The sequence below is a fragment of the Staphylococcus sp. HMSC62D11 genome, from assembly GCF_001839145.1.
In the GTDB taxonomy this organism is placed as follows: domain Bacteria; phylum Bacillota; class Bacilli; order Staphylococcales; family Staphylococcaceae; genus Staphylococcus; species Staphylococcus lugdunensis.
In genome coordinates this window covers 225,502-241,453 of sequence record NZ_KV840197.1, presented here as the reverse complement: position 1 = coordinate 241,453, position 15,952 = coordinate 225,502, and the positions used below count along the sequence as shown (strand labels likewise).

The following is a 15,952-nucleotide window of genomic DNA, read 5'->3' as shown; positions in this document are numbered from 1 at the left end:
CTTGGTATCAGCGTATTTTCAATCCAGTCAACTAGTGACAATATATCGTTTATAGCCTAGAACATAATGATGTCCCATGCGTGTTCTAATAATCATTATGACGAGTATGACTGATCCATTTGCTGTCTTAAGTAAGCTTCTATAAATGGCCCAATATCTCCATCCATCACGGCATCTACTTTCCCAGTTTCTTCATTCGTCCGATGATCTTTAACCATTGAATATGGATGAAATACATAAGAGCGTATTTGACTGCCCCAACCTATTTCTTTTTGTTCACCACGGATTTCCGCCATTTCCTGCGCTTGTTCTTCTAACTTCAACTGATATAGTTTGGATTTTAACATTTTCATTGCGGCTTCACGATTTTTAATTTGTGATCGTTCATTTTGGTTGTTGACAACTATGCCAGTCGGATGATGGGTAATTCGAATAGCTGATTCAGTTTTATTAATATGTTGTCCACCAGCGCCCGATGCTCTAAAAGTATCAACCGTAATATCATCAGGGTTAATTTCAATTTCTATCTCATTATTATTAAAATCAGGTATCACATCACATGACGCGAAAGATGTATGACGACGTCCTGATGCATCAAACGGTGAAATACGAACCAAGCGATGAACACCTTTTTCAGCTTTTAAATAACCATACGCATTATGTCCTTTGACAAGTAACGTCACACTTTTAATACCTGCTTCATCACCAGGTAAATAATCTACCGTTTCAACTTTAAATCCATTTTGTTCACAATAACGCTGGTACATACGGAGTAACATACTCGCCCAATCTTGAGATTCTGTACCTCCAGCGCCTGGATGTAATTCTAGTATCGCATTATTAGCATCATGTGGACCATCTAATAACAGCTGTAATTCAAATTGATCTAATTTATCGTTAAAGGCCAAGACATCCATTTCCAACTCAGCCTTCATATCCTCATCATACTCTTCTTGTAATAACTCGGTCGTGGCAAACATGTCCTCAACTTCATTGTCTAAGTCATGATAGCCCATAGTTATTGCTTTCAAAGCGTTATTTTTATCAATAATATCTTGCGCTTTATTTTGATCGTCCCAAAAATTAGGCTCGGTCATCATTTCTTCATATTCTTGAATATTTGTCTCTTTATTTTCTAAGTCAAAGAGACCCCCTAATTTGAGTTAAACTATCTTGATACGCCTCTATACGACGTTTGATTTCTGAAAGTTCCATGCTTATCTCTCCTATAACGATGATATCTTCTGTCTTCTTTATGATACATATATGATTATATTTTGTCACGATTGTATTATGATTGATGATTAATCTAATCCATAAAAAGAGCAGGATAGAAGTCTTTGTGTAACTTCAATATCCTACTCCAAAAAGGCTCAAAACGGATTAAGCATAACATTTATGGTCACGCTTCGTTTAAGTATTGAGAATTTAATTCAATTACCGTCAAGCACATTATTTACCATGACAGTTTTTATATTTTTTGCCACTACCACATGGACATGGATCATTTCTACCTACTTGCTCACCTTTTACGATAGGTTGTGGTTTCACTTTTTCTTTACCATCTTCGGCAGAAACATGTTGCGCTTTACCAAAGTCAGTTGTTTTTTCTCGCTCAATATTTTCTTCTACTTGCACAACAGATTTCAAAATGAATTTTGAAGTGTCTTCTTCAATATTTTGCATCATAATATCAAACAATTCATGACCTTCATTTTGATAATCACGCAATGGATTTTGTTGTGCATATGAGCGCAAATGGATTCCTTGACGCAATTGATCCATAGTATCAATGTGATCTGTCCAGTGTGTATCAATAGATCGGAGCAAAATCATACGCTCAAATTCTGGCATCTGTGTGCCAATAGTTTCTTTTTGAGCATCATATGCTTGTTCGATTTTACCCCAGACAATATTATAAATATCTTCGGAATCTTTACCTTTTATTTCTTCAACTGTTAAGCTACCTTCTTGTAAAAAGACATCGTTAACATAATTGATGAATGGATTATAATCTAATGCTTCATCTTCTTCATTAATGTAATAATTAACTGCGCGTTGTAAAGTTGATTTCAACATGGCAGTAACAAGCTCTGAACTATTATCACTATCAATAATATTATTACGTTCATTATAGATAATTTCACGCTGTTTACGCAATACTTCATCATACTCAAGAATACGTTTACGGGCATCAAAGTTATTACCTTCAACACGTTTTTGCGCAGATTCTACTGCCCGAGAGACCATTCTTGATTCAATCGGTGTTGAATCATCCATGCCTAAACGCCCCATCATTTTTTGTAAGCGCTCAGAACCAAAACGAATCATCAACTCATCTTGCAGTGATAAATAGAAGCGGCTATCACCTCTATCACCTTGTCGACCAGAACGGCCACGTAATTGGTCATCAATACGACGTGATTCATGACGTTCCGTACCTATAACAGCTAAGCCGCCTAATTCTTCGACACCTTCACCAAGTTTAATGTCGGTACCACGTCCGGCCATGTTTGTCGCAATTGTTACAGCACCTTTTTGTCCAGCTTTAGCAACAATATCTGCTTCGCGCTCGTGATTCTTTGCATTTAAAACATCATGTCTCACACCGCGTTTTTTCAACAAGGCTGAGATATACTCACTGGTTTCTACAGCAACTGTACCTAACAGTACAGGCTGACCTTTTTTATGTTTCTCTACTACATCTTCAATAACAGCATCAAATTTACCTTTTTGACTAATATAAATTAAATCTGCTTTATCTGTACGTTGTACCGGTTTGTTCGTAGGAATTTGCGTAACCGTCATATTATAAATATTACGGAATTCTTCTTCTTCAGTTTTTGCTGTACCAGTCATGCCTGCTAATTTATTGTACATTCTAAAATAGTTTTGGAAAGTAATGGAAGCCATTGTCTTAGATTCATTTTGAATTTGAACGCCTTCTTTAGCTTCTATCGCTTGGTGTAATCCTTCAGAAAAACGACGTCCTGGCATCGTACGTCCTGTAAATTGGTCAACAATGAGCACTTCCCCATCAACCACCATATAGTCTTTATCGCGTTGCAATGAAACATGTGCTCTTAAGGCAGTATTAATATGACTGATGACATCAACATTTTGGACATCATATAGGTTTTCAATTTTGAACATGCGTTCCGCTTTATCTGCACCTTGTTCTGTTAAATGTACAGCTTTTGTCTTTTCATCATATTTATAATCGTCTTCGGCTTTTAACATTTTAGCAAAAACATTGGCTTGCGTATAAAGTGATGTTGATTTCTCAGCTTCCCCAGAAATAATTAATGGTGTACGCGCTTCGTCGATTAAAATAGAGTCGACTTCATCAATAATAGCAAAATGCAGTGGACGCATAACACGTTCTTCGGCATAATTCACCATATTATCACGCAAATAATCGAATCCTAATTCATTATTTGTACTATATGTGATGTCTTGTAAATATGCTTCTCTTTTTTCTGCTGTTGTTTTACTATTTAAATTCAAGCCTACAGACAACCCAAGGAAATTGTATAATTGGGCCATTTCTTCGCTTTGTACACTTGATAAATACTCATTGACTGTAATAACATGAACACCTCGGCCAGCAAGGGCATTGAGGTATGTTGGCATTGTAGCTGTTAATGTTTTACCTTCACCTGTTCTCATCTCTGCGATATCGCCTTTGTGAATAGCGATACCACCCATCACTTGTACTTTGAATGGAATCATGTTGAACACACGTTTAGATCCTTCACGTACTAATGCATATGCTTCAGGTAATATTTTATCTAGATAATCATTTTGTTTCTTAACATCATCTATCTCTTTAAGTTCTTCTTGATATTTTTTTGTCTTATTACGAATCTCTTCATCCGTTAAAATAGCGATATTTTCCTCTAATGCAAGTACTTTATCAGCTAGTTTTTCTAATCGTTTTATTTCTTTTTTATTGCCGTCAACAATTTTTGATAAAAATCCCATTTTGTTCGCTCCTTTAGCTAAAACTGTTTGGCCTACAACAATTTATCTTATCATTTATACCATTAAATTTATACTTATATTACTCATACTACGCGTCTCTCAATGTCTTCTCTAATCATTTCTTTCACCGAAAAACTCATGCGTGCTACTACTAAGTTGATGCGTGATTCCATTTGGGCTATTGATTGCCCTGCAAATCGACAACATATTTATTTTAACACGATAGAAACAACTTTTTCTCGTCATAAATAAATAATTTTCGAATATATTAATAAAAGCGTATTTTAAAAACGTACTTTGAGAAACTGAAGATGAAATAATACAATTTTAGAATCGTCAAATTACATTAGCATAACCTAAGATATGTGTCCATTGATTAAACATTTGCTTCTTAAAAACTAAAGTATGTACAAATTCTTAATCATGAACCTCAATGTTGATAATGGGATTATTAAAGTTTGTAAAAAACACGCGAACAAGACTAGGAATCTAAATAACAGATTCCTAGTCTTGCTACTACATGTATTAAAGCATTTTTAATTTACGCCATATTATCATAGTAGTATTTAATTAAATCAAACATTTGATGCATATCGTATCCCCATCTTCCATAGTATTCGATTGGATCTACGTGATCTGTACCGCCCCAATATTTACCTACTGCATTGTGGCTAATGACAGAACCTTTACCAGCGTTATCATCAGCAAGTGTTGGCGTAATTCCATTTTGCTTTAACATATAGGCTGCAAGCCAAGCTTGATTATTAACTGATTTTGCAAAGTCTTCAAAATTATACATTCTTACTAATTCGATTTGATAAAAGTATGGATTAGCTTTAGGACCAGCTCCCCACACATAATATTCTGCAGGTGCAGTAAGATGTATTTCGTTATTATCAACGAATGCGTGTACAAATGCTCTAGTATAAGTTTCATACATGCGATCTACCCATACTTGTAAAGGACGATTGTCTTCGCCCACTTCGTGAATAACAACACCCATGTAAGTGCCGTTTTTATATTCTAATTTAGGAAGTGTATCCATACGTGGATCTTTTACTACTGGCGAATGCTCAAGGTGATTGTCGATAATATATTGATTGACTTTAGAGTTTGCAAATAAGGTTGCTGTATCATTTGCTTTTGTTTCTTTCGAATTATTCAGTTTTCCTGAAGCTTGGGTATTAGTATCTTTTGGATTCTGCTGATACAACGTTGCTTGCTTAGAGGATAAACCTTGCGCATGACTAACAGGCATAAAAATTAACGACATCGACATTAAAAGAATACATGTAGAAAAAAGAACTAACATTTTTGACATAAAATCACACTCCTTTGATATTGTTTTAATTATTAAAATTAATATTTAATAATTACACTTATATTATTAATCTAATAACAAATTAAAATCAAGTGGTTATTTTCATCAAAAGTGAAATATTTGTGTATCTTGTTAAGTTTTTTTAAAAAAATATGTTTCTTAACAATTATCTTTTAAAAAATATTTAATAAAAAAAGAGTAGCTTGTTCAGCTACTCTTTTCATTATCCAAATATATTTTAAAATATTGGCAGTGGCTAACTGTATTGAAAATATGCTTGTATCAAGCTTCTTTCAATCTTAGTCAGCCTTGCCAGTGAGGGACAATGAAATTATTTTTTGCAAATGATATTTCTGTCCCATTCTCTAGAAAATCACTCAAGACATTATGGCTATAAGCACAATGACTCAAAATTTTTATTCTGTTGTTTCGATTAAACCATATTTACCGTCTTTGCGTCGGTATACAATACTTGTTCCTTCTGTTTCTCTATCAGCAAACACAAAGAAATCATGTCCTAGCAAATTCATTTGTAATACAGCTTCTTCAGAATCCATAGGTTTTAAGCTGAAGTGTTTAGAACGAATAATTTCAATGTCGCTATCATTTGTTTCGACTTCTAATTCAGATGGTTCTGGAGTAGCTTCAGCTACTTCTGCCACGAATACTTCTTGATCCCCATGATCTCGATTTTTTCTGTTGACACGTGTTTTATATTTACGTACTTGACGCTCTAATTTGTCATTAACTAAGTCAATAGCTGCATACAAATCATCGTGTCGTTCCTCCGCTCTAAGTGTGACATTTTTGAGTGGAATTGTTACTTCAATTTTAGTTGCAGAATTAGCATACGTTTTAACTTTAACATGTGCTACTGCATTTGGAACGTTATTAAAATAGCGTTCTAATTTACCAATTTTGTCCTCAATATAGTTGCGGATTGCATCTGTAATAGTGAGGTTATCTCCATGAATTTCAAATCTAATCATAGTAATCTCTCCTTTAACCTCTATTGGTAATTCTTACTTATATCATACCACGTTCGGACTACCGTGCAAACGTATACACACTGAATTTTCTGACTTTATTTTCTAACAATTTACACCCCGCATGATGTATGGTTAATCCAGTAGTATAAATATCATCTACGAGTAATATTTCTTTATTTGTCAAGTCGATATCTAAAGAAATATAAAATGGATTAGATGCTTCAGCACGCTCTATTTTTGATAATTTCGATTGCTTAGGACGCAAATCCGTAGCTAAAAGATTAATATATTGAATACCTTTATAAGCTAACACTGTAGTTACAGGGTTAAAGGTTCTTGCATCATCTCTTACTTTCGGGGACGGAATTGGCACAACGTAGTCATATTTAATTTGAGGTAGCTTCAGTTGATATGCCAACACTTGCGCTAAATAGTGATCTTTCATAAATTTGTATTGATGGATGAGCGCTTTGATAATTCCTGTGTACTGATAATCACAATATAGCTGCGTCATTAATTGAAATCGATTTGCTAAAAACTGACAGTCTAAACACTGTTGCGTTGAATGACCACATTGATTTAGACATCTCGAACAACGTTGTTTTTTGTCTTTAATACGACAAGCTTGCCACAAACTTTCACATTGTGAACATATAAGTTTAGGCGGCTTGTATATATTTATAGCCGTTAATGGTTCATGGATGGGTTGAAGACATTGGAGGCATCTTCTCATCTAACCACCCTTTTTCTCTTGCCAAACGATTCATAGATTGCACCTCACGTCTAGCAGCAATCATGCTTAAACTTACACCTTGATGTAAATACAATACCATGCCATCAGGTGCATGTGCTTTTCTCCCAACTCGACCAGCAATCTGTATCAATGCTGCCTTGCTAAATGTTTGTGCATCAATAACAATGACATCTAAATGTGCCATTGTGAAGCCTCTTTCTAAAATTGTTGTCGTAAAAACAATTTCGTAGTGTCCTTGTCTGAGCGCTTCAACCTTTTCAAAACGTAAGACATCTTCACTATATACGTAGGTGAGTGACAACAAAACAGCTTGATATCGATGATAGGCAGCTAACATCGTTTCTATATGATGAAAAAACACTAAAGTTATTCGTCGTTTATTTAGTTGATTTTGCAAAATGCGCACTAAAGTTTGTTGTTGTCGATTGCACTTCAACTTAAAATATTTAAAGCGTGGTACAGGAAGTGGATGTCGATGAAATCTAGCTGGTAAATATATGATTTGTTCATGATTAAATTGCGCTAATAACGCTTTAGGTGGCGTCGCAGTCATATAAATAATTGAAGCTTGTCTACAGGCTGCCATCTGAATTGCAATAAATAATGATGATTCCATAGCTAATGGAAAAGCATCTACTTCGTCAACAAAAATAAGGTCAAAATGATTTTTAAAACGATACAACTGATGAATCGTTGCAATGACAAAATGACCGTTAAATTGTTGTCTCGATTGCTGATGCAATACATCAATCTGTTCACCTTGAAAAGCATCCAGGATACGCTGACTAATTTCTAAAACAACATCTACTCTTGGAGATACAATAGCAACATTGTACCCCTTGTGTCTGGCATACTGAATACCAGGAAACATCATTTCCGTCTTACCAGCACCCGTTACTGCATAGAGTAATAATTTTTGGTGGTTCTGTATAGCATAAATCATTTTGTTACTGGCATAACATTGTTGATCAGACAAATTAAATGGCAATGTGTACGAAGCGGTAGTCTTATTTCTCTTCGATTCTATTAATACATAATCAGTCATATTATCTACTCTTCCCAATTGAAGACAGTTACGGCAATAAACAATCTCTTCCTGATGATTACTTATATATTTATGAAAATGTAGCATATCTCTATTGCCACATTGCAGACATACTATTCCTTTGTTATCGGTGTAAATTCCTTTTTGTTTCGATGCTACTGGCTCATTATTTTGAACATCAGATGCAGGTATTAATTGACCATAGCGTATGATTCTAGTCACCTCTTTTTAATGTATAAAAAAAGACATGAATCATTGTTGATTCATGCCTCCCTCGAAATGCATTATTCTATAGAAATCTTTTTGCCAAAACACCCTAATCCTAACCCGCCTGAACCAAGATGTGTAGCAACAACTGGTCCAAATTCGGAATAATGAATATTATAGGATTCCGGATACTTTTCTTTCAATTCTCGGTAAAATGCCTTACCTTCTTCAATTTTATCTCCATTTATCACAAATATCGTCACTTCATCAAGCTCACTAGCAATGCGCATAATATTCTCTTCTAATGACTTATAAGCTCTTTTCTTAGTACGCACTTTTTCTTCCGGTACTATTTTCCCATCTTCAAAGCGTAATACAGGTTTCATCTTCAACATCGTACCAACCCAAGCTTGTGCACCGGTAATACGGCCACTTTTTTGTAGGTTTTTCAAATCATCTACAAATAAATACGCAGTTGTATGTTCACGAATTGCGCTTAATTCTTGAATAATGTCGTCAGGTGAAAAACCTTTGTCCACTAAGTTTATTGCATGTAACACATATGATCCTTCCATCATTGCAGCTAATTTGCTATCAAATGAATGCACATTAACGCCTTCGACCATTTCTCCAGCTTGTGTTGCAGATTGGTAGCTACCGCTGATACCGCTTGATAAACATATAACAATGATATCTGTGTAACCTTGATCTCGCAGTGCTTCATAGCGTTGAATCCACTCTCCAATAGCAGGTTGACTTGTAGTTGGTGGTGTTTTCGATGATAGCATTTTATGGTAAAACTGTTCCATGTCAACATCATTTGATTCAACAAATGTTTCTCCGTCGTCAAAGATGACACTAAGAGGTGCAACTGGAATTTGGTATTTATCTAGTAACTCTTGTGAGAGATAGCTTGTAGAATCAGTCATTACAGCAATCTTCATAGTAGTCCTCCTCAATTATACTTAATTCTCATTATAAAATAATTTAACTTAAAAGCAAACAACTATCCCCTCTTTAACAACGAGTCTGGCACATAATTAAATTTTAGGTTCTGAGCTCTATATTGGCAGTAGTTGACTGGATTGAAAATACGCGTATACCAGCTTTTTTCAATCCTAGTCAACCTTGCCGGGGCGGGCCTACGAATTCATAATGAATTCTGTCCCGCTCCCTGCTCTTCTTAAAAAATAAATCACAATTTGCAATATCATCATTCGTCACACATGACATATGACACACAAGATAAATTTTTAAGCAGATTAAAACAGTGCTTTATTGTTTTGATATCATGCTGTATAGTTAAATTAATCGATACGCTATAGGGGGAATCAATTTTAATGAGCGAACCCATTATTACAATAAAAAAAGAACATATTATTGAAAATGTCATACACAAATCTAGATTTATCGCCCATATTAAACCAGTACATAGTGAAGATGAGGCTAAACAATTTATTGCCGATATCAAGCAGCGTCATAAAGATGCAACACATCATTGTTCTGCCTATACAGTGGGAGCACACATGAATATTCAAAAAGCAAATGATGATGGAGAGCCTACTGGTACAGCTGGTGTGCCGATGTTGGATATTTTGAAAAAACTCGATGTTCATAATGTTTGTGTAGTTGTGACGCGCTATTTTGGAGGCATTAAACTTGGTGGTGGCGGTTTGATACGTGCATATAGTGGTGCCGTGCGTGATGTTATTTTTGCGGTAGGACGTGTAGAATTACGCGATGCCATTCCCGTTATTGTAACAGTTGCTTACGATTTAACTGGTAAATTCGAATATGAGTTAGCATCAACATCCTATATGCTTCGCGATACTACTTACCTTGATAAAGTCCGTTATCATATAGATGTAATCGCAGACGACTATGATGCTTTCATCGCATTTTTAAATCAACATACTGCTGGCAATTACACATTAACTACTGAAAAAACGAAAAAGTTACCTTTCGATATTTCTACAAATTAAAAAGCTACTCAGCCTGAAACAATATTATATATCAGGCTGAATAGCTTATTTTTTATTTATGTTCATGGTGATGGTTCTTCTTGGCAATTAACTTTAATAAAGGTCGATAATTATCATCAATTAATCCGGTAAATTCAACAATCATCTCAATCGTAATTAAAATCAAGATAAACATCAAGACAACACCTAATGGTTGTGATAAGTACAAAATGATACTTGATAGACTGAATAAAATGGCAATTGAATAAATCAATAACACCGTTTGTCTATGTGAATAACCCAAAGCCAACAATTTATGATGTAAATGTGACTTATCTGCTTGCATAATATGTTGCCCTTTCTTCACACGACGTATCATCGCAAATAAAGTATCGATAAATGGAACTGCAAGTATAATAATCGGGAAAAATAATGAAATAAACGTAATATTTTTAAAGCCTAGTAACGAAACAAAGCCAATAATAAAACCAATCATTAATGCACCACTATCGCCCAGAAAAATCTTTGCTGGATGAAAATTAAAGAATAAAAAGCCTAGCAGTGAACCAATTAATACACTACAAATCATTGTTATAAAGATATTCCCTTGCAAAATAGCAATAAATGCTATTGTTAACAAAGCAATGATAGAAACACCTGACGCTAAACCGTCTAAACCATCAATAAGATTAATTGCATTTGTAATGGCTACAATCCAAATGATTGTAATTGGAATACTTAAAAACCCAAAATGAATAGTTGGTCCCATTGGAAACGAAATAAAGTCAATCGTAATGCCATAGAACACAATCACACTCGCTGCGATGACTTGCCCCAAAAGTTTAAGTAGTGGTTTTAAATCACATATGTCATCAATAAGTCCTACTACGTACATAATAAAAGCACCTATGATTAAGGGTTTTATTTCTCTTTCCATAGGATGACTAATCCAAATCCCAATAAGGAAAGAGAAAAGTATCACGGTGCCACCAAGAACCGAAACTGGTTGAGTATGAACTTTTCTAAAGTTCGGTTTATCAACAATATTGAGCTTTTTAGAAATAGCGATAACGATTGGTGTAATCATTAAACTAATCAACATCGTAATCACTATGAGCAATAATGTAAGCATCCGTTCACCTTCAATAGATATATTTCTTATTTTTAGCGCCTTATATTTTTTATTTGTTAAGACGTCAATATCATCAGTCATAAAGGTTCTCAATACGCACTGTGACATAAATACACTATATAATTGTGGAGTATGTTAACACATGTTGTCTATACAGTATAATAAATAAGAAGAAAATGTTTTTTCTTATCATACCATGGAAAATTTTATTTTAACATGAAAGACTGTAATTTAGCATAAATTTCTTTCCAGAGTTAATGACAAATTGTAAGTTTTCACTTACAATTACTAGTGGAGAAATAAAGGAGTCGGTAAATACATGTTGGAAGCAATCATTTATAATATTTCTGTCATGGTTGCAGGTATCTATTTATTCCACAGATTACAATATTCTGAGAATAAACGGGTAACTTTCTCTAAAGGCTATGTTACAGTTTTAATGACCCTTGTTGCACTATTATTAGCTGCTTATCCAATCCCATCATATAACGATGAATTTTTAGTACATTTAACGTTTGTACCATTGTTGTTTTTAGGACGTTATACCCATATGCCTTATACCCTTGCTGCAGCCACAATTGTCGCATTGGTTGATATCTTTGCCTATGGGAATTCAATATTATATGGTGTGACATTACTTGTCATAGCAGGCATTGTAAGTGCAATTGGTCCATTTTTAAAACAAAATGATATCGTGTCACTACTCATCTTAAATTTAATTAGTATCATTATTTTAGCTATTTTATCAATTTTCAGCCCGATATATGACATTAAAGAATTAATTATATTGATACCTGTATCATTTGTCTTAACTATTGCTTCAGCAGTAACGTTCGTAGATATTTGGCGTTTCTTTTCACTTGTCAATCGCTACGAAAATGAAGATAAATATGATTATTTAACTGGTTTAGGTAACGTTAAAGAATTTGACCGTCATCTTAATCATATTTCTCAACAAGCTGAAGAACATCACGAAAGCCTTGCATTGTTATTAATTGATATAGATGGATTTAAAGACGTCAATGATTCGTATTCACATAAATCAGGCGATGCTGTATTAAAGCAAATGTCCCAATTATTAAAGAATTATGTACCTAAGAAATTTAAAATTTTTAGAAATGGTGGCGAAGAGTTTTCTGTAGTTATACGCGATTATTCCTTAGACCAAAGCGTTAAACTTGCTGAAAATATCCGTCTAGGTGTAGAAAAATCATCATTTCATTTACCAAATAAAGAAGTTATTAAATTATCAGTGTCCATTGGTGTAGGTTATTTAACTAAAGATGATCACAAATCCCAACGAAAAGTATTTAAAGATGCTGATGATATGGTACATGTGGCTAAAAATGAAGGACGAAATCAAGTTATGTTTAATCCAATTATCAAATTATAAAGTACAATATCACTTTCCGTATTACACTATCATTCTGTACAAGACAGTATCTGAATGATAGTGTTTTTTGTATGAATAGCTCATGATTTTAAGTTTATCTTGACTCATTATTCATTTTAGTTAAAACTTCTATTATAATAGTGCAATATAGAAGTTATATAACTTGTACGTTGAACAACATAGATGTACAAAAAAGGCAACGTTAAATTTTTTTATGACTATATATTTTTATTCCACCATGGAGGTGTCGCGTTATGTCTGATTCAATCACTATTATAGATGAAAATAAAGTGATTGATGTGGTTTTAATTGCAGGTCGAATTTTACTTGAAGCTGGTGCAGAAACTTACCGTGTTGAAGATACGATGAATAGAATTGCGCATAGCTATGGTTTACATGATACATATAGTTTTGTGACCTCAACCGCGATTATTTTTTCACTAAATGATCGCACAAGTACACGGCTCATTAGGATTAGAGAAAGAACTACCGATTTAGAAAAAATTGCATTAACCAACAGTCTTAGTAGAAAAATTGCCAATAATCAGTTGACAATCGATGAAGCCAAAAACGAATTAATTCATCTACGTCAAGCGTCATTGCAATTTTCATTTCTAACTAATTTCTTAGCGGCAGCCATTGCATGTGGATTTTTCTTATTTATGTTTGGTGGTGTAGCATCAGACTGCTGGATCGCAATATTGGCTGGGGGTGCTGCATTTTTAACATTTAGCTTTGTTCAGCGCTATATACAAATTAAATTTTTCTCAGAATTTGTAGCTTCAGCTGTGGTAATTAGTATTGCAGTGTTTTTCACTAAGATGGGCATTGCAACAAATCAAAACATTATTACTATTGCCAGCGTGATGCCTTTAGTACCTGGGATTTTAATATGTAACGCGATTCGTGATTTGATGGCAGGAGAGTTGCTAGCTGGTATGTCTCGTGGTGTAGAAGCCGCTTTAACTGCGTTTGCCATTGGTGCTGGTGTCGCAATTGTTTTATTACTATTCTAAGAAAGGCTGTTTATAAATGCTATTTTATTTATTTCATTTTACAATTAGTTTTATTTCTACAGTGCTTTTCTCAATTATTTTCAATGCACCTAAAAGATTACTCGTGGCATGTGGTTTCGTAGGCGCTGTTGCTTGGACGATTTATCAATACACCGTTGATTTAGATTTAGGTAAAGTAGGTGCTGCATTTTCTGGGAGCCTTATTTTAGGATTGCTAAGTCACGTTATGAGTAGACGATACAAACGTCCGGTCATTATTTTTATTGTTCCTGGAATTATTCCACTTGTCCCTGGTGGTGCTGCATATGAAGCAACCCGTTTCTTAGTATCAAATGATTACACACATGCTGTAAATACATTTTTAGAAGTGACACTTATTTCTGGCGCGATTGCCTTTGGTATTCTTGTTGCCGAAATTTTATATTATCTTTATACGCGAATCAAACAGTTTTTTGGGAAAATTAAAGGGAAATCTTATAAAAAATCTTATAATATGAACAATAGAGTTTAAGGGGTTGAATAACGATGAAAGCACAAATTATTGATAGATTAACAAGATATGTCAAAATAGATACACAATCAGATCCAAACTCACAAACTACACCCTCTACAGCTAAACAATGGGATTTATTAAATCTTTTACAAAGCGAGCTTGATGCTTTAGGTCTAGCAACTGAACTCGACGATAACGGTTATCTTTTCGCTACTATCGAGAGTAACATTGCGCATGATGTGCCTACAGTTGGCTTCTTGGCCCATGTAGATACATCTCCTGATTTTAATGCCAGTCATGTCAAACCTCAAATTATCTCATCATTTGATGGTCAACCGATTAAATTAGGCCAAACATCTCGAGTGCTTGATCCAGAGGTATTTCCTGAATTACAAGGCTTAGAAGGACACACATTGATGATTACTGATGGCACATCATTACTTGGGGCTGATGATAAAGCCGGTGTGGTTGAAATCATGGAAGCTGTAACATATTTAGTAGACCATCCTGAAATTAAGCATGGCCGTATTCGTATCGCTTTTACTCCTGATGAAGAAATTGGTAAAGGCCCTCACCATTTTGATGTTGCACGCTTTAATGCTGATTTTGCATATACAATGGATGGCAGTCAATATGGCGAGTTGCAATTTGAAAGTTTTAATGCAGCGGAAGCAACGATTACCTGCCATGGCGTAAATGTTCACCCTGGTTCTGCAAAAAATGTCATGGTTAATGCGATTTTGCTCGGCCAACAATTTAATAGCTTATTGCCTCCTCAAGAGGTGCCAGAACGCACAGAAAATTACGAAGGTTTTTACCATTTAATGCATTTTAATGGCAATGTAGAAAAAGCAACCCTTCAGTATATTATTCGTGATCATGATCGCAAAAACTTTGAATTACGCAAGAAGAAATTACTTGAAATTCGAGATAATATAAATGCGCATTATGAAGATTTCCCAGTCAAAGTAGATATCGAAGATCAGTATTACAATATGGCAGAAAAAATTAAACCTTTACCTCATGTGATTGATATTCCTAAAAAAGTGTTTAGTGATTTAGGAATAACGCCAAACACTGCTCCTATTCGTGGTGGTACAGACGGTTCACAATTATCATTTATGGGCCTTCCAACACCTAATATCTTCACTGGATGCGGTAATTTCCATGGTCCATTTGAGTTTGCATCTATAGACGTTATGGAAAAAGCAGTACAAGTAGTGTTAGGCATAGTCGAAGAAGTCACACATTATAACAAATAATACGTGCTAACAAAATTGCAATTATAAGAAAATCGAATCTGGGACATCATTATGTTTTAGGCTATGAACGATATACTGGCAGTAATTGACAGGAAGGCCTGGGCCATTAAGTTCTTAAGCAATGTAAAAAAGACCATTTCTATTAAAATTATTTGATAGAAATGGTCTTTTCGCTTATGTATTAGATAATATACAGCTTGTTATCATTTTTGGATGATATGATGTTGCACCACGATGATGATTGAACTCATTATCTGGGATTGTTTATACATATCGAGAAATATTATTTGTAGGAATAAGTATTGAAGTTTCCATTGGTAGTGTATAGTGTAAGTTGAGTCATGTTATAATCTTTATAGATAAGGCACCTCGTTCATTTAGTTTAGTAAAGTTTA

13 protein-coding genes and 1 pseudogene are annotated in these 15,952 nt (G+C 34.4%); 5 read left to right on the top strand and 9 right to left on the bottom strand.

Annotation, left to right across the window (positions count from 1 at the left end; genetic code table 11):
• Window positions 1-95 precede the first annotated feature (95 nt).
• The 7 genes from prfB to fakB1 form a co-directional block, all read right to left on the bottom strand.
• A protein-coding gene (gene prfB, locus HMPREF3267_RS09310) for a peptide chain release factor 2 (RefSeq protein WP_096032083.1) occupies window positions 96-1,215 on the bottom strand; the annotation gives its coding sequence in 2 pieces (ribosomal slippage) (window positions 96-1,142 and window positions 1,144-1,215; 1,119 coding nt in all).
• 237 nt (window positions 1,216-1,452) lie between these two features.
• The gene (gene secA, locus HMPREF3267_RS09305; RefSeq protein ID WP_002459714.1) at window positions 1,453-3,984 is read right to left on the bottom strand and encodes a preprotein translocase subunit SecA; all 2,532 of its coding nucleotides are present in this window, start codon (window positions 3,982-3,984) and stop codon (window positions 1,453-1,455) included.
• A gap of 541 nt (window positions 3,985-4,525) precedes the next feature.
• Window positions 4,526-5,305: a peptidoglycan recognition protein family protein gene (locus HMPREF3267_RS09300; protein WP_037544770.1), complete on the bottom strand. Its 780-nt coding sequence runs from the start codon at window positions 5,303-5,305 to the stop codon at window positions 4,526-4,528.
• 416 nt (window positions 5,306-5,721) lie between these two features.
• A complete protein-coding gene (gene hpf / locus HMPREF3267_RS09295) occupies window positions 5,722-6,294 on the bottom strand; it encodes a ribosome hibernation-promoting factor, HPF/YfiA family (protein WP_002479342.1) in 573 nt (190 codons plus the stop codon).
• Window positions 6,295-6,352: 58 nt separating this feature from the next.
• Window positions 6,353-7,027, bottom strand: a complete 675-nt coding sequence (locus HMPREF3267_RS09290) for a ComF family protein (protein ID WP_062078667.1) — start codon at window positions 7,025-7,027, stop codon at window positions 6,353-6,355.
• The gene (locus tag HMPREF3267_RS09285) at window positions 6,990-8,315 is read right to left on the bottom strand and encodes a DNA/RNA helicase (protein ID WP_062078665.1); all 1,326 of its coding nucleotides are present in this window, start codon (window positions 8,313-8,315) and stop codon (window positions 6,990-6,992) included. The genes HMPREF3267_RS09290 and HMPREF3267_RS09285 overlap by 38 nt, the downstream gene beginning before the upstream one ends.
• Before the next feature lie 62 nt (window positions 8,316-8,377).
• Window positions 8,378-9,244 (bottom strand): fatty acid kinase binding subunit FakB1, encoded by an 867-nt coding sequence (gene fakB1, locus HMPREF3267_RS09280; RefSeq protein ID WP_002459719.1) that lies wholly within the window; start codon window positions 9,242-9,244, stop codon window positions 8,378-8,380.
• Between the two features lie 396 nt (window positions 9,245-9,640).
• Here fakB1 and HMPREF3267_RS09275 point away from each other — a divergent pair, with 396 nt between their 5' ends.
• Window positions 9,641-10,282 (top strand): YigZ family protein, encoded by a 642-nt coding sequence (locus tag HMPREF3267_RS09275; RefSeq protein WP_062078663.1) that lies wholly within the window; start codon window positions 9,641-9,643, stop codon window positions 10,280-10,282.
• Window positions 10,283-10,334: 52 nt separating this feature from the next.
• On the opposite strand, the gene HMPREF3267_RS09270 is transcribed toward HMPREF3267_RS09275, so the two are convergent.
• Complete coding sequence (locus HMPREF3267_RS09270; RefSeq protein ID WP_037543144.1) at window positions 10,335-11,393, bottom strand: glycosyltransferase family 4 protein; 1,059 nt, start codon at window positions 11,391-11,393, stop codon at window positions 10,335-10,337.
• A gap of 319 nt (window positions 11,394-11,712) precedes the next feature.
• Between HMPREF3267_RS09270 and HMPREF3267_RS09265 the strand changes: the two genes are divergently transcribed.
• The 4 genes from HMPREF3267_RS09265 (at window position 11,713) to pepT (ending at window position 15,557) form a co-directional block, all read left to right on the top strand.
• Window positions 11,713-12,786, top strand: coding sequence for a GGDEF domain-containing protein GdpS (locus tag HMPREF3267_RS09265; RefSeq protein WP_002459722.1), 1,074 nt, complete (start codon window positions 11,713-11,715; stop codon window positions 12,784-12,786).
• Window positions 12,787-13,040: 254 nt separating this feature from the next.
• Complete coding sequence (locus HMPREF3267_RS09260) at window positions 13,041-13,802, top strand: threonine/serine exporter family protein (RefSeq protein WP_002459723.1); 762 nt, start codon at window positions 13,041-13,043, stop codon at window positions 13,800-13,802.
• A gap of 16 nt (window positions 13,803-13,818) precedes the next feature.
• Complete coding sequence (locus tag HMPREF3267_RS09255; protein WP_002459724.1) at window positions 13,819-14,313, top strand: threonine/serine exporter family protein; 495 nt, start codon at window positions 13,819-13,821, stop codon at window positions 14,311-14,313.
• A gap of 14 nt (window positions 14,314-14,327) precedes the next feature.
• Complete coding sequence (gene pepT, locus HMPREF3267_RS09250; protein ID WP_062078661.1) at window positions 14,328-15,557, top strand: peptidase T; 1,230 nt, start codon at window positions 14,328-14,330, stop codon at window positions 15,555-15,557.
• A 186-nt stretch (window positions 15,558-15,743) separates the two neighbouring features.
• Here the strand turns inward: pepT and HMPREF3267_RS12885 are convergent.
• Window positions 15,744-15,918 (bottom strand): annotated as a pseudogene (locus HMPREF3267_RS12885) (IS5/IS1182 family transposase); the annotation flags it as partial.
• Window positions 15,919-15,952: the final 34 nt, after the last annotated feature.

Excerpts from the sequence above, each read along its gene's own strand:
- secA (WP_002459714.1), bottom strand. The coding sequence starts at position 3,984 with ATGGGATTTTTATCAAAAATTGTTGACGGCAATAAAAAAGAAATAAAA.
- HMPREF3267_RS09300 (WP_037544770.1), bottom strand. The coding sequence starts at position 5,305 with ATGTCAAAAATGTTAGTTCTTTTTTCTACATGTATTCTTTTAATGTCG.
- hpf (WP_002479342.1), bottom strand. The coding sequence starts at position 6,294 with ATGATTAGATTTGAAATTCATGGAGATAACCTCACTATTACAGATGCA.
- HMPREF3267_RS09290 (WP_062078667.1), bottom strand. The coding sequence starts at position 7,027 with ATGAGAAGATGCCTCCAATGTCTTCAACCCATCCATGAACCATTAACG.
- fakB1 (WP_002459719.1), bottom strand. The coding sequence starts at position 9,244 with ATGAAGATTGCTGTAATGACTGATTCTACAAGCTATCTCTCACAAGAG.
- HMPREF3267_RS09275 (WP_062078663.1), top strand. The coding sequence starts at position 9,641 with ATGAGCGAACCCATTATTACAATAAAAAAAGAACATATTATTGAAAAT.
- HMPREF3267_RS09270 (WP_037543144.1), bottom strand. The coding sequence starts at position 11,393 with ATGCTTACATTATTGCTCATAGTGATTACGATGTTGATTAGTTTAATG.
- HMPREF3267_RS09265 (WP_002459722.1), top strand. The coding sequence starts at position 11,713 with ATGTTGGAAGCAATCATTTATAATATTTCTGTCATGGTTGCAGGTATC.
- HMPREF3267_RS09260 (WP_002459723.1), top strand. The coding sequence starts at position 13,041 with ATGTCTGATTCAATCACTATTATAGATGAAAATAAAGTGATTGATGTG.
- HMPREF3267_RS09255 (WP_002459724.1), top strand. The coding sequence starts at position 13,819 with ATGCTATTTTATTTATTTCATTTTACAATTAGTTTTATTTCTACAGTG.
- pepT (WP_062078661.1), top strand. The coding sequence starts at position 14,328 with ATGAAAGCACAAATTATTGATAGATTAACAAGATATGTCAAAATAGAT.